The following is a 14,194-nucleotide window of genomic DNA, read 5'->3' as shown; positions in this document are numbered from 1 at the left end:
AAGGTGATTCCTGCATCGGTCTCGTATTTTAACAGGTGATCAAGAAAATGAGGAGTGACGTCAATGGAAAAGGAAAACAAACGTGAACAACTGCTCAGTCTGTTAGGAGAAATGCCAGAACGTCATCGCGTGGAGGCTTATACGTTAAAAATGGAGGAACGTGAATCATATGTAGTGGAAACACTCATTCTCTCCATAAATGGCGTAGAGGAAGTCCCTGCTTATTTCGTGAAACCGAAGGATACGGTGAAAAAAAGACCCGTAGTACTGTTTCAGCACTCTCATGGCGGTAATTATGTCAACGGGAAGGAAGAGCTGTTAGAGGGTGCTCATTATTTGCAAACGCCTTCATATGCAAAAGAGTTTACGTCAAAAGGATATAGTGTACTGGCCATTGATCATGCAGGGTTTGGTGAGAGAAGGGGAAGAACAGAAAGTGAAATTTTTAAGGAAATGCTTTTAACAGGAAAAGTGATGTGGGGCATGATGCTGTATGAAAGCATGTGTGCGATTGATTATTTGCTATCTCGATCTGATGTACTGGCGGACCGGTTAGCTGTCTTTGGGATGTCAATGGGCGGTCTCCTTTCCTGGTGGACGGCTGCACTTGATGAGAGGGTAAGTGTGTGTATTGATCTTTGCGCACAGGTGGATCATCATACATTAATTGAAACGAACAATTTGGATAGGCATGGCTTTTATTACTATGTACCGAGATTAGCAAAGTATTTTACAGCAGCGGACATTCAAGAAATGATTTTTCCAAGACCGCATTTAAGCTTAGTTGGAAAACTTGATCAGCTCACGCCTGCTGAAGGCGTTGGAAGGATTCAAAAGGTATTGAGTCAAACCTATCAAGCTGCTTCATTGAAAGAACGATATCAGCTTGCCCATCTTCATGCAGGTCATTTTGAAACAGCCGCTATGCGTCACGAGGCGACACGATTTTTGAAAAAGTGGCTGTAATCAAGAAAACGCTTGGACATACTACGTCAAAAGAAAGGAGGAGACAGATGAAAAAAATCACCATCATTGGCGGGTGCGGTGTAATTGGACGCCTTTTAACAAAAGCGCTCTCTACTGAATACAGTGTCACGATTATTGATCTGACGAGCTGTGTAGAAGGAGTCATTTTAGCCGATGCAGCGAATGAACAGAATGTATATGAGGCAATTCCGCGGGATACAGATGTCATCTTGCATCTTCTAAACATTGACATGACGCATGATGTGATGGATCATGAAGAATTTGCAAAAATGACTGATATTTTTTGGAGGAGTACCTATTATATGTTTCGTTCAGCCGCGCGGCTTGGCATACGAAAAGTCATTTTTGCAAGCAGCAACCATGTGACGGATCGTTATGAAGAGGATGGACGCTCCTTACTTGGACGGCAGATTACAACTGACGATGTGCCTGCGACTAAAAATGTATATGGCATTTTAAAATTTGCATCCGAACAGCTGGGCCGTTTGTTCCACGATCAAACGGGAATGTCTGTCATCAATTTACGGATTGGAACAGTTGTAACAGATGAAATGAAGGCATTACACAAAAAACAAAGAACAAAAAGAACACTGCTGTCACATGAGGATCTTGCAGGTATGACAAAGGCAGCGATTGAATCGGATATTCCCTTTGGGACCTATTATGCTGTATCAGAGAATGAAGGAAAGCCATGGTCTACTGAGAAAACGAAGCAGGAGTTAGGCTACAAACCAGATGTCAATACGACGGAAATACTCGAAGAAAATGATCAGGCATAGGGCATAATCATGTCAAGAGCTAATGATCTTATTCTTTTGTTTCATGAGTATAAAAGCACGGCTGACATGATCTATTCAGTTGGTCTGTCAAGATGATTATAGACGCTTTCTTCCCTCGTTTGTTACATTTTAATCACGATATCGTCACAGGCTGCAGCTTACTTTCAGTTGAAATGATAACGCTTTCAAAGAAAGGGCGTGATGAACATAGATCGTTCTATTAAAGGCCGATTGTTCAATTTATTTAATTACTCTTTTCTACTCATGTTCGCATTAATTTGTGTGCTTCCGTTCATCCATGTCATTGCCGCCTCTTTTGCAACAGTAGAAGAGGTCATCACGAAGAAGTTTATCTTGTTCCCAACGACGTTTTCTTTAGAGGCATATCGATACATTTTTTCTACAGATATTGTGTATCGCAGTCTCATTGTGTCCATTTTTGTGACGCTTGTTGGAACAGCTGTCAGCATGTTTTTGTCCTCGCTTATGGCATACGGGCTGTCTCGCCAGGAGCTAAAAGGCCGGAGAACACTGATGTTTCTCGTTGTCTTCACGATGCTGTTTAGCGGAGGTATGATTCCGACGTTTATTGTGGTGAAAACACTTGGTCTGCTTGATACGTATTGGTCACTTATTCTACCGGTTGCAATCAATGCGTTCAATTTAATCATTTTGAAAAACTTTTTTCAAAACATACCGGCAAGTCTTGAGGAATCAGCGAAGATGGACGGCTGTAACGATTTAGGGATTTTCTTTAAAATTGTGCTGCCACTTTCTTTGCCAGCCATTGCAACCATTTCACTTTTTTATGCCGTGACGTATTGGAATACGTATATGACCGCCATTCTGTATTTAAATGATTCAGTGAAATGGCCGATTCAGGTGCTGCTGAGACAGATTGTCATTGTCTCAAGCGGAATGCAGGGAGATATGTCGGATATGGGCTCATCCACACCACCGCCAGACCAAACGATTAAAATGGCTGTCATTGTTGTGGCGACCATTCCGGTTCTGCTTGTCTATCCATTTATTCAAAAGCATTTCAACAAAGGGGCATTACTAGGTTCTGTAAAGGGTTAAAAAGATGGAACAACGGAGGGATCTTATGGGGAGAAAGAAATTATGGCTGATTGCGTTTGTCCTGTTATTTGCAGCAAGCGGTATTTTGTCAGCATGTTCAAGTAAAGGGGCAAACTCATCAGATGAGAAGGTTGATTTAGACAAAAAGGTAAAGCTGACATGGATGGCGATTTTATATCATCAGCAGCCGCCGAAGGATTCCGTTTTAAAAGAGATTGAGAAGCTCACAAATACAGAGCTTGATATTACATGGGTGCCTGATGCTGTGAAGGAAGATCGGTTAAATTCCGCACTTGCAGCAGGGAATTTGCCGCAAATTGTGACGATTCAAGACATTAAAAATTCGTCTGCGATTAATGCGTTCAGATCAGGCATGTTCTGGGAAGTCGGTCCGTATTTAAAGGATTATCCAAATTTAAGTAAGATGAACGAACTGATTAATAAAAACGCCTCTATAGACGGCAAGCTTTATGGCATCTATAGAGAAAGACCACTTTCAAGACAAGGGATTGTCATTCGAAAGGATTGGCTTGAAAATTTAAATTTGGATACACCAAAAACATTGGATGATCTATATGAAGTAGCCAAAGCCTTTACTGAAAAAGACCCGAATCAAAACGGAAAAGCGGATACAATTGGCTTTACGGATCGGAACGATTTAATTTATGGAGCATTTAAAACACTTGGTTCATATGAAGGTATGCCTACAGACTGGAAAGAAGAAAACGGGAAATTCACGCCAGACTTTATGACAGATGAATATATGAATACAATGAAATACATGAAAAAGCTGCGTGATAATGGCTATATCAACAAAGACTTCCCAGTGACAAGCAAAACACAGCAGCAGGAATTATTCTCACAAGGAAAAGCAGGCATCTATGTTGGAAATATGGTAGATGCCGTGAACCTGCGAGATGATGCGACAGATAAAAACATGAAAGTAGATATTATCAACCGAATCAAAGGCCCAGATGGCAAAGAACGTGTGTGGGCATCAGGTGGTCATAATGGCATCTTCGCATTCCCTAAAACAAGCGTGAAATCAGAGGCAGAATTAAAGCGGATTTTGGCCTTCTTTGACCGCATTGCTGAAGAAGATGTGTATGGTCTCATGACGTACGGTATCGATGGCCAGCATTATAAGAAAGAAGAAGGAAATACATTTGTCAGGGAAGAAAGCCAAGTGAAAGGCTGGCAGACAGATGTCCAGCCACTTGTCAGTCTTGTAGGAATTGATAAACGTTACTTGAAAAATAAAGGGGATGCAGTTCGTTCTAAATATGAAGAGCTAGAAGAAGACAATAAAAACATCATCGTTGCCAATCCTGCTGAAAGCCTGTATTCAGAAACAGCATCAGAGCGTGGAAACGAATTGAAGAAAATCATCGATGATGCGACGTATAAGTTCATTCTTGGAGACATCAGTGAAGATCAATTTCAGAAAGATGTAGAGAAATGGAAATCAAATGGTGGGAATAAAATCATAGAAGAATATGAGGCTTCCTTTAAAAAATCAAAATGATCAATAGGAACACCCCCGCAAAGCAAAAAAGCGGGGGTGTTTTGATTAAAAGTCGAAGTTGTCTGGATCTGGACCGATACGTTTGTTTTCATTTAAGTCAGAAAGACGTTTCATATCCTCATCAGTTAAGACAAAATCAAATATATCAGCGTTTTCTTTTAAACGATGTGCTTTCGTTGATTTTGGGATGGTGATGACACCTTTTTGTACATCCCAGCGCAAAATAATTTGAGCAGGTGTTTTACTGTACGTGTCTGCCAGCTCTGTGATCAGCGGGTGATGCAGCAGTTCACCCTGCATCAGCGGTGACCAAGCTTCCATTTGAATGCCATGAGAGTTCAAATACGTATAGAGTGTTTCCTGCGTTAGCTTTGGATGAAATTCTACTTGATTGATAGCTGGTTTGATCTCTGCATCTTTTAATAGCTCGTCTAAGTGATGCGGCTGGAAGTTGCTCACTCCGATGGCTCTGACCTTTCCTTCACGATACAAGGTTTCCAGTGCACGCCAAGCTTCTTTGTATTTTCCTTCAACTGGCCAATGGATTAAATACAGATCAAGGTAGTCAAGCTGAAGTTTTTTCAAGCTTTCTTCGTATGCATGAAGGGTAGATTCATATCCTAAATCGGCATTCCACACTTTTGATGTGACAAAAATGTCCTCGCGGCGCAGTCCTGTTTCTGCTAAACCAAGCTGTATGCCTCGTCCAACACCTTCTTCATTTCCATAAATAGCTGCTGTATCAATACTGCGATAGCCTAATTGAATGGCTGTTTTGACAGCATCAACTAATTCTGCTCCATCTTCCACCTTGAATACACCAAGGCCAAAGCCTGGCATGCGGACTCCATTGTTTAATGTTTTTGTACTTTGTAAATGTTCCATAATAAAAACTCCTTTAGTTGGTTTGTATTTGTTCTTTTTGTTCCATTTGATAACTGATCATCGTAAGAATGGCTGCGATGAGGACCATGATGCCGCCGACCCAGCCTGTATGCACAAGACCAAGTGAATCTGTCACGATGCCGCCTAAAAATGAGCCAATGGCAATACCGGCATTAAAGGCAGCGATATTCATAGCAGATGCGACGTCGACTGCTCCAGGGGTGTATCTTTCGGCAAAATCAACGACGGCTACTTGCAGTCCAGGTACATTCATGAAAGCAAACAGACCCATCAGCATGACGGTTCCAATGCCTAACACTGTGAATCCTGCAGTGAAGCTAAGGATAAACAAGATGATGCTTTGGATAATAAACATATAGATCAGTGCTTTCATTGGCTGTGCATTAGCAGCTTTTCCGCCAATGACATTTCCGGCTGCGATCGTGATTCCGTATAAAAGCAGGATCAACGCCACAGCCCCAGGCGCAAGACCTGTGACATGCTGTAAGAGAGGAGATAAATATGTGAAGACGACAAAGGTTCCTCCATACCCTGTGGCTGTAATGACAAATAAAAGTAAGATTCTTTTTGTTTTTAATAGGACAGCTTGATCTTTAAAGGATGTTTTCACACCCTGCTTTAGTTGAGACGGAACAAGAAAATAGTTGGATATCAGTGCGATCAGACCAATGATCACAATTACACCAAATGATGTCCGCCAGCCGAACTCGTGACCAAGAAATGTCCCGAATGGCACACCTGTCACAGTCGCTACTGTTAAACCAGTGAACATAAAGGCAATGGCGCTTGCCCGTTTTTCTTTCACGACAAGGCTTGCAGCAATCGTAGAGCCAATGGACATGAAGATTCCATGGGACAAGGCTGAAATCACCCGGCCGATTAACAGCACTGAAAAGGTCGGGGCAATGGTGGCAAGTGTATTACCAATCAAAAAGACGAGCATAATGAGCAAAAGCAATGTCTTTCTTTTCATCGTGGAAGTAAGGGAAGTCAATATAGGCGCTCCAAATGTCACACCAAGTGCATATAAAGAGACAGTCCAGCCCGCCTGACTGACGCTCACTCCAAAGTCCTCTGAGATCATTGGCAAAAGACCGACACTAATGAACTCAGTTGTTCCTATAGCAAAAGCACTAATCGCTAGTGCGAGCAGAGCAAAATGGTTTTGCTTGTTCTTCATCAGTAAGTTCACATCCTTCTGTGATGACATTTTGATAGACGAAGCCGATCGGCAAGAGTTATTATCTAACATAGATGACGAAAAAAAAAGTACGTACTTTTTTGTAATATAGGTACTAAAAAGTGCCTATTCGTACAAAGAGGAGTGAATATTCGATGGAAAAGAAAAAATATAATATCTCTGTGGAAGCAACGCTTGATGTCATAGGCGGGAAGTGGAAGTGTGTGATTTTATGTCATTTGACACACGGGAAAAAACGTACGAGCGAATTGAAGCGGCTTATGCCAAACATCACACAAAAAATGCTGACGCAGCAGCTGAGAGAGCTTGAAAGTGATGGCGTCATTAACCGGATTGTCTATGAACAGGTGCCGCCTAAAGTGGAATATGAATTAAGTGAATACGGACAGTCACTCGAAAGAATTCTCAATGCGCTATGCGATTGGGGAGCAGCTCATATTGAACGTGTGTATGGAGAGCCGCTTTCAGTGCTGGAAGACAGCATCTTAAATGAACAGTTTAAATAAAAGAGCCCCGCTTTCGTGTGAGAGCGGGACTCTTTGTGTTACGTGCTTTTTTTCTGGTCGCGGTATTTACCAGGAGTTGTGCCTTCCAGCTTTTTAAAGGATCGGATGAAATTTTGCGGGTTTTTATATTTCAGTTTTTCCGAAATTTCTTTGACGGACATATCGGTTTCTACAAGCCAGTTTTTAGCGACATGGTGTCTGTAGGAAGAGAGATATTCACTAAAGGAGATATCCATTTCCTTTCTGAAAATACTGCTTAAATAATTAGGATTGTAATGCAGGCGTGTGGCGATTTCATCCAAGGTGAGATCTGAGTCGAATTCTTGATGAATAATATGAATGATTTTTTCTGAGATGTTTTTGTATTGTGAGTCTTCACGTGCAGCAAGCTGGTCAATAATTGGCCGGATGATCTCATGTTTCAGCCATGCTTCTGTATCTTCAAAGGTTTTAAATTCAAAAATCGTATCATAGAGCATTTTGTTGTCTTCGATCTCAAATAATTCAATACCTAGCAAATGCATCAGCTCAATTAAATTGTTTAAAAAACGAGCGAGGGCGATCTGGTATTCGTGCGGTCCTGCATTTTTAGAGAAAATGGATTGCAAGAGCACATGTAAATAGTGATCCGCCTTGCCTTGATCGCCAGCTTTCACCGCATCAAATAAATCATGCTGCAGCTGTTTTGGAAAATGGGTTTTGAACGCCTTTCCTTGCTGGATATGCTCATATAAGATAATGGATTTTTTCTCTGCTTTGAGTCTGTATTTTAAGGCTTCTTTTCCTTCAATGTAAGCGTGTTTTGCCATCGTAAGCTCCTTAAACTGGCGGCTGATCCCAATGCTGATCGATAAACCAAGCTCTTCTTCGATACGCTGCTGAATGGTTTCTGCTAATTGGTTTAAATATTCAGTAAACTCTTCGTCTGACTTTGAGTGGTTAAGGATAATCGTTGTTTGATGTTCATTGACAACGGTTGGCTGAAGGTGTTCCTCTTGCGGAATAATCTGCTCGATCAGTCCATTGATCGCAAATAAAAGCAAATCAGCATCTTTTTTTTCATAAGGTGTTCCTTTTAACGTATCGATTTGAGTCACAAGCATGGACAAATGAGACCAGCCCTGGGGAAAGCCTAAGCTTTGGAACCGGTTGTTTACTTCTTCATCTGTCAGCTTTCCAAGCAGCAGCCGTACCATAAAGTATTGCTGTAAGTGTGTCACTTGCTGCTCAATCCGTTCCTCTAAATCATTGTTTTGATCTTTCATTTGTTTAATACTTGATTCAATCAACTCAAATTCATTTTGAAAAGGCTGTTTTTGCAAAAATGATTCATTGCGTGCAAATGACTCGTATAATAAGCGGATTGGTTTATAAAAGTGTCTGGAACCAAACCATGAAAATAGTAATGAAAGCGCTAACAAAATAGTGCAGATAATAAAGGTAATCCACCCGATTGATTTCGTTTGCTGCTTAAGTTCTGGAATAGAAACAAAGGATAGGTATGTCCATTCATTATAATCTGATTTTTGAAATGTGATTTGATAGTTGAGTTCGTCGATCTTCATATCAAATTGTCCTGATCGTTTTTCAAGTGAGAGCACATGCTTGACGAAATCTTGATATTTCAGCGATTCACCAATTTGTTCTTTGCGATTATGTAGCAGCACTTTTCCGTTTGTATCGATGACAAACATGCTATCTGATTGAGAGAAGTCAGGCATGTTATCAGCAATCACGCAGCTTGGAATGCTGGCGACAGCGATTCCCTTTTTTTGAACGCTGTTCATAGGCAGTTGTTTGATTAAATTCACATTGTACTTGCAAAAGGATGCTTTACCTTCTTTAGTCGCAACAAGTGGATTATTCTCTTCAAGTGCCCAGCTGGAGTGACTTGGTATATTGAGGTAAGAGGTCAGCGCTTTTTCTTGGTCTTCGCTTGTGACATGATAAAGCCCCGAATTGTTCATGTACCAGTCTTCCATTTTACTGACGAGTGTAATATTGGAAAGGTCGGTGTCAAAGGTTTGCAGGTAGTTCAGTTCCTGCTGTACTTGATTATAAAGCTGGAATTGGTCTGGATTTAAAGGTTCTGCCAGTGTTTGAAGGAGAGGTGTCGAACTGACATAGTGAGTGAGAGAATGATCAACCGTTTTTAAAATATGCTCAATATTGGATTGCGTTTGTTTGACGCTGTCGAGCTTTTCATTTGAGATATTTTCAAGTGCTGTTTTTTGCGAATGCTGATAAGAAAAAATACCGACAATGATAACAGGAATCGTACTAAGTATGAAAAAAAACGTCACAAGCTTGTAATAAAATTTATACTGCCTTCTTTTCATAAAACCCCCCATTTCAAACGAAACAATCTTTTCCCCTTAATTTATTAATCCAAAAATCTGGTAGGTTTGTCAATAATCATTTTCTGAGATTAGGATCATTTTCTTATGTTTTATGTAACGTTTTGAGTAGCATCACCTATGAAAATATGATCTGTTGATATGATTGTAGACGGATTTTTCATCCTTAAGATACAGTTAACACATGCATCAGCATGAGGGGAGGCTTTATCAATGAAAACAGAGGATGTCACTGCCAAGGGTGTGCCTGCGGCAGCTTTGAAAAACGAAAAAAGAAAGCGCTTACTTAATCAACTGCTTAGTCAAAAGTTTTTGTATTTAATGATTTTGCCGGGGCTCATTTATTTTCTTGTTTTTAAATATGTGCCAATGTGGGGGCTCATCATTGCCTTTCAAGATTACCAGCCGTTTCTCGGTATTCTTGGCAGTGAGTGGGTAGGCTTCAAACACTTTATTCGCTTGTTTACAGAACCAACATTTTTCATCTTATTAAAAAATACGCTGATTTTATTTGCCATGAATGTTGTGATTTTCTTTCCAATTCCGATCTTATTAGCTCTTCTTTTAAACGAAGTGAGATTGGCATTGTTTAAGAAGTTTGTACAGACGATGATTTATATCCCTCACTTCATGTCATGGGTCATTGTCGTGTCCTTATCTTTTGTTTTGTTAACAGTAGATGGCGGGTTAATTAATGAATTGATTGCTTTCTTTGGAGGGGAAAAGATTAACTTCCTTCTTAGTCAGGAATGGTTTAGACCAATGTACATTTTACAGGTGATTTGGCGGGAAGCAGGCTGGTCGACGATCATTTACCTTGCGGCGATTACAGCGGTAGATCCGCAGCTATATGAAGCAGCAAAAATGGATGGTGCGGGGAGATTGAGACAAATGTGGCACATCACACTTCCTGCCATCAAAAGTGTCATTGTCGTTCTGCTTATTTTGAAAATTGGTGATACGCTTGAGCTTGGCTTTGAGCATGTCTATCTATTGCTGAACGCAACGAACCGGGAAGTAGCGGAGATTTTTGATACGTACGTTTATACAGCAGGTCTTAAGCAAGGACAATTCAGCTATAGTACCGCTGTTGGTTTATTTAAAGCAGCCGTTGGACTTATTTTGGTTATGCTGGCAAACCGTTTAGCGAAGAAATTCGGGGAAGAAGGTATTTATTAAAAAGGGAGATGAGGAAGAATGACATTATCGATTGAAAAGGGATCACCGCTTGAGCATGCAGAGAAATTAGCACAAACCATTATGAAAGCGTATACACCGATTGAGCTGCCGCCAGCTGGAAGATGGCATTATCATCAAGGGGTTTTCCTTTGCGGCGTCATGAAGCTATATGAGGCAACAGGGAACGAAGCGTATTTCGATTATGTGAAAAACTATGCGGATTCACTCATTGATGAGTACGGTAATCTGTTATTTCGCAGGGATGAGCTTGATGCCATACAAGCAGGGCTCATTTTGTTCCCTCTTTACGAACGAACGAGAGAAAAGCGGTATGTGCTCGCAGCGGAGAAACTGCGCGGACTTTATCGTACGCTAAACCGCACGTCTGAGGGCGGATTTTGGCATAAAGATAATTATGCTTATCAAATGTGGCTCGATGGTCTCTACATGGGCGGTCCTTTTGCCTTAAAGTATGCTCAGCTTAAAGGTGAAGAGTCACTTGTGGATATGGTCATCCATCAAGAGCATCTCATGAGAAAGCATACGAAAGATGAACAAACAGGTCTATATTATCACGCGTGGGATGAACGAAAAACGATGCCATGGGCTGATCAAAAGACCGGCTGTTCCCCAGAGTTTTGGGCGAGATCGTTTGGCTGGTATGTCCTTGCATTAGCAGATATGATCGAGGACCTGCCCGAGCAGCATGAAATGCGGAAAGTGTGGAAGGAAATACTGACAGACATGCTGGAAAGTGTGGCAAAGTACCAGGATCAAACGACAGGTCTCTGGCATCAAATCATTGATAAAGGAGATCACAGTGACAATTGGCTTGAAAGCTCGGGATCGTGTTTATTCATGTACGCCATGGCAAAGGCCATGAATGAAGGGTATGTGGGCCTCCGTTATGTTGATCATGTGGTCAAAGCATATAAAGGCTTGATTCAGCATAAGACGGCTGAGAAAGAAAATGGTGATTTTACCATCAACGATATCTGTATTGGAACATCTGCGGGATTTTATGATTATTACGTTGGAAGAGAGCGGAGCACAAATGACTTGCACGGGGCAGGCGCTTTTATTATGGCGTTAACTGAGCTAGAAAAGCTGTCTGTTTTTCAAAAGGCATGAGAAGGCAAAAAAGAGCCGCCGTATGGCTCATCAGTTTCATCGCTGCCGTCTGTTTATCTGCCTGTCAGGGGAAAACAAACGGTATCGATGTCCTGATTTTTTCTGATATGTCAAAGGGAATGAAGGATCAATTAGTGGAGAAGGCTTTTCAGCCGGAACAAGAGACTTATAGCGTCCACATCTTTCCGGCGGTTCCTGAAAAGCTTCTTGTTGAAATTACCTCAAAAGAGGGGGACGTGATGCTTGTCCCAGAAGAAATGTTTAGAACGTATGATGATCCTGAAAGCTTTCAGCTGCTGGAAGAGATGGAAATAGGCGATCAAGCAGAAGGACCATATACGGTCGAGGACAAAAAGACAGGGAAAACGGTCGATTATGCGGTACAAATCAATAAAGGAAAGAAAAAACTCAACGGTTATACCTTTCAATTACATCGAGATATGGTCGCTTTTATTCCCGTGTATGCTGACAAGACGAAAGAGGCGCTGTCTCTCATGAAACAGCTTCGTGAAAACCAATAGAAAATGGGGTGAGGAATGTGAAACGGGTCGTGATTTGCGGGCTGAGTCATCGTGCGTTCAATATGTTTATTCGACCGCTTACAGAGGATTTCAATGAGCAGTATAAGATTACAGGGCTCCTAGATATAGATCATCAGCGGTATACACTTTGTCAGGAGCGTTTTCCATCACTCCGGGGCGTTTCGTTTTTTCATGAAGATGCATTTGATCAGATGGTCAAGAAAGCAAAACCAGATATCGTCATTGTGGCAGGCAGGGATGATACACATGTCACGTATATCATGCAGGCACTTGACCATGATCTAGATGTGATCACCGAAAAGCCGATGGTGACAACAGCAAAAGACGCCAAAAAAGTGATGGAAAAAGAGGCGGAAAGTAAAGGAAAGGTCACGGTCACCTTTAATTATCGCTACAATCCCTTCCATCGAAAGATAAAAGAACTGATTCTAGATGGGAAAATTGGAAGGGTCACATCCGTTGAACTGAGCTGGCTTATTGATACGTATCATGGTGCTAGTTATTTCAAAAGGTGGAACCGTACACGTCAATTTTCTGGCGGACTGTCTATTCATAAGTCGACGCATCATTTTGATCTGGTCAACTGGTGGATTGATCAAAAGCCGAAGCAAGTATTTGCCTACGGGGCGCTGAACTATTACGGCAGCGAAAGCCCTTGGAATCCCTTGCACGGGGAGGAAAATAGATTTTGCGGAACATGTCATGTGAAGGATATTTGTCATTATGAAGCAAGGTGGAATCCGCGGGTTGAGCGCTCGAAGGTGGAGGACGACCATATTGAATCCGGTCAGGAGCAAACGCAGCAGTACTCAAATTATCGCCCGGATGCGTGCATTTTTGATCAGGAAATTGATATTGAGGATACATATGTGGCGTCAGTCGCTTATGATCAAGGGGCTCTGCTCAGCTATTCGATTCAATTCTCCGCCCCATATGAAGGCTATCGTCTGGCTATTAATGGGACGAAGGGGCGTATTGAAACAAATGAGTTTCATGTGCCATCAAGAATTCCTTTTCAATTCCCAGAACAAACAATTTCTTATTACCCGATGTTTGGATCAAAGGAGACAATTGAAGTCGTCAAGCAGCCAGGCGGACATGGCGGAGGAGATCCTCTGCTTTTGGCTGATTTATTTATAGGAAAAGATCCATTGATTCACTACGACATTTTAGCAGGTGCAGAGGCTGGTGCTTATTCGATTGCTCTTGGAGAAGGCATGTGGCGATCTGCCGCAGAAAAACGCCCAATTGAAATTGATGAATTGTTTCATAAAGAGAAGGTGTAAAGAGAAAGAGAGGAGGGGAAAGAGATGGATCATGATGGTTCAATGAGCAGAATGCTGAGGATGTGTGAGTGGGTGATGAGACTCGCCTATACGAATTTGCTATGGCTTTTGTTCACTATCCTAGGGCTTGGGATCTTTGGCTTGATGCCTGCGACTACTGCGTTATTTTCCGTGATGAGAAAGTGGATACAAGGGCATGAGCAGGTCAATGTATTCCGCACTTTTTGGAAGGTATACCGGGAGGAGTTTGTCCGCTCTAACATGATTGGAGTGGTGCTGTTCATCATTGGAACGATTATTTATGTCGACCTTGCTTATATCTATCCGACGAGCTGGCCCTTACATGTACTTCGCTTTGCTATATATATTTTTGGTTTTCTGTTTATTGTGAGCTTATTTTATATTTTTCCGCTGCTTGCTCATTACGATTGGAAAAAACGTCTCTATCTGAAATTCTCTCTTCTGCTAGGTGTGTCATATTTGCAATATACACTCTCTATGCTTGTTTTCTCGGCTGTGCTGTTTGTTCTGTTTGCTTATTTACCGGGAATCGTGCCATTTTTTAGTGTGAGCATACTTGCCTACGGTCATATGTGGCTGGCCTATCAAGTCTTTAAAAAGGTAGAGTTTGAAAGTGAGCACGAGACAGCCGAAGTGAAGAAGCTGCTGCCGTCTTTCCTTCAATCGAAGCGGGTGAATACGCAGTGAAGTGAAC

At 41.6% G+C, this 14,194-nt stretch carries 13 protein-coding genes; 10 read left to right on the top strand and 3 right to left on the bottom strand.

From position 1 onward, the window contains the following. Positions 1-63: 63 nt before the first annotated feature. The 4 genes from ACN6NB_RS13700 to ACN6NB_RS13685 all read left to right on the top strand — a co-directional run bounded on the left by ACN6NB_RS13700 (position 64) and on the right by ACN6NB_RS13685 (position 4,371). A complete protein-coding gene (locus ACN6NB_RS13700; RefSeq protein ID WP_106025774.1) occupies positions 64-966 on the top strand; it encodes a dienelactone hydrolase family protein in 903 nt (300 codons plus the stop codon). Positions 967-1,013: 47 nt separating this feature from the next. After that, positions 1,014-1,766 carry an NAD-dependent epimerase/dehydratase family protein gene (locus ACN6NB_RS13695; protein WP_059375128.1) on the top strand — a complete coding sequence of 251 codons (753 nt, stop codon included), beginning with the start codon at positions 1,014-1,016 and terminating at the stop codon, positions 1,764-1,766. A 219-nt stretch (positions 1,767-1,985) separates the two neighbouring features. Beyond that, positions 1,986-2,846 (top strand): carbohydrate ABC transporter permease, encoded by an 861-nt coding sequence (locus ACN6NB_RS13690; protein WP_106025828.1) that lies wholly within the window; start codon positions 1,986-1,988, stop codon positions 2,844-2,846. Positions 2,847-2,871: 25 nt separating this feature from the next. Beyond that, a complete protein-coding gene (locus ACN6NB_RS13685; RefSeq protein WP_039180784.1) occupies positions 2,872-4,371 on the top strand; it encodes an extracellular solute-binding protein in 1,500 nt (499 codons plus the stop codon). Between the two features lie 45 nt (positions 4,372-4,416). Here the strand turns inward: ACN6NB_RS13685 and ACN6NB_RS13680 are convergent, their stop codons facing one another. Continuing rightward, positions 4,417-5,259, bottom strand: a complete 843-nt coding sequence (locus ACN6NB_RS13680) for an aldo/keto reductase (protein WP_180272432.1) — start codon at positions 5,257-5,259, stop codon at positions 4,417-4,419. 10 nt (positions 5,260-5,269) lie between these two features. Further along, complete coding sequence (locus ACN6NB_RS13675) at positions 5,270-6,457, bottom strand: MFS transporter (protein ID WP_039180778.1); 1,188 nt, start codon at positions 6,455-6,457, stop codon at positions 5,270-5,272. A 155-nt stretch (positions 6,458-6,612) separates the two neighbouring features. On the opposite strand from ACN6NB_RS13675, the gene ACN6NB_RS13670 reads away from it, so the two are divergent. Beyond that, entirely contained in the window at positions 6,613-6,984 is a 372-nt protein-coding gene (locus ACN6NB_RS13670) for a winged helix-turn-helix transcriptional regulator (RefSeq protein WP_034322520.1), read from the top strand. A gap of 38 nt (positions 6,985-7,022) precedes the next feature. On the opposite strand, the gene ACN6NB_RS13665 is transcribed toward ACN6NB_RS13670, so the two are convergent. Next, entirely contained in the window at positions 7,023-9,323 is a 2,301-nt protein-coding gene (locus ACN6NB_RS13665; RefSeq protein WP_106025775.1) for a helix-turn-helix domain-containing protein, read from the bottom strand. A 231-nt stretch (positions 9,324-9,554) separates the two neighbouring features. On the opposite strand from ACN6NB_RS13665, the gene ACN6NB_RS13660 reads away from it, so the two are divergent. Genes ACN6NB_RS13660 through ACN6NB_RS13640 form a run of 5 tightly spaced genes read left to right on the top strand, consistent with a single transcriptional unit; the run spans position 9,555 to position 14,187 of the window. Then, complete coding sequence (locus tag ACN6NB_RS13660) at positions 9,555-10,520, top strand: ABC transporter permease (RefSeq protein WP_047203508.1); 966 nt, start codon at positions 9,555-9,557, stop codon at positions 10,518-10,520. An 18-nt stretch (positions 10,521-10,538) separates the two neighbouring features. Then, positions 10,539-11,651: a glycoside hydrolase family 88/105 protein gene (locus ACN6NB_RS13655; protein ID WP_144516144.1), complete on the top strand. Its 1,113-nt coding sequence runs from the start codon at positions 10,539-10,541 to the stop codon at positions 11,649-11,651. Beyond that, positions 11,648-12,172: a lipoprotein YteS gene (locus ACN6NB_RS13650; RefSeq protein ID WP_126681451.1), complete on the top strand. Its 525-nt coding sequence runs from the start codon at positions 11,648-11,650 to the stop codon at positions 12,170-12,172. Before ACN6NB_RS13655 ends, ACN6NB_RS13650 begins: the two co-directional genes overlap by 4 nt. 17 nt (positions 12,173-12,189) lie before the next feature. Beyond that, a complete protein-coding gene (locus tag ACN6NB_RS13645) occupies positions 12,190-13,479 on the top strand; it encodes a Gfo/Idh/MocA family protein (RefSeq protein WP_039180762.1) in 1,290 nt (429 codons plus the stop codon). 24 nt (positions 13,480-13,503) lie between these two features. Further along, the gene (locus tag ACN6NB_RS13640) at positions 13,504-14,187 is read left to right on the top strand and encodes a YesL family protein (protein ID WP_064497800.1); all 684 of its coding nucleotides are present in this window, start codon (positions 13,504-13,506) and stop codon (positions 14,185-14,187) included. The last annotated feature ends 7 nt before the right edge of the window (positions 14,188-14,194 follow it).

This window comes from Bacillus sp. 11B20, assembly GCF_056098985.1.
The sequence above is the reverse complement of the archived record's forward strand: the minus strand, read 5'-3'. Positions and strand labels throughout refer to the sequence as shown.

Coding starts and splice junctions, on each gene's coding strand:
- ACN6NB_RS13655 (WP_144516144.1), top strand. CDS start 10,539: ATGACATTATCGATTGAAAAGGGATCACCGCTTGAGCATGCAGAGAAA.
- ACN6NB_RS13670 (WP_034322520.1), top strand. CDS start 6,613: ATGGAAAAGAAAAAATATAATATCTCTGTGGAAGCAACGCTTGATGTC.
- ACN6NB_RS13650 (WP_126681451.1), top strand. CDS start 11,648: ATGAGAAGGCAAAAAAGAGCCGCCGTATGGCTCATCAGTTTCATCGCT.
- ACN6NB_RS13640 (WP_064497800.1), top strand. CDS start 13,504: ATGGATCATGATGGTTCAATGAGCAGAATGCTGAGGATGTGTGAGTGG.
- ACN6NB_RS13665 (WP_106025775.1), bottom strand. CDS start 9,323: ATGAAAAGAAGGCAGTATAAATTTTATTACAAGCTTGTGACGTTTTTT.
- ACN6NB_RS13675 (WP_039180778.1), bottom strand. CDS start 6,457: ATGAAGAACAAGCAAAACCATTTTGCTCTGCTCGCACTAGCGATTAGT.
- ACN6NB_RS13685 (WP_039180784.1), top strand. CDS start 2,872: ATGGGGAGAAAGAAATTATGGCTGATTGCGTTTGTCCTGTTATTTGCA.
- ACN6NB_RS13660 (WP_047203508.1), top strand. CDS start 9,555: ATGAAAACAGAGGATGTCACTGCCAAGGGTGTGCCTGCGGCAGCTTTG.
- ACN6NB_RS13700 (WP_106025774.1), top strand. CDS start 64: ATGGAAAAGGAAAACAAACGTGAACAACTGCTCAGTCTGTTAGGAGAA.
- ACN6NB_RS13695 (WP_059375128.1), top strand. CDS start 1,014: ATGAAAAAAATCACCATCATTGGCGGGTGCGGTGTAATTGGACGCCTT.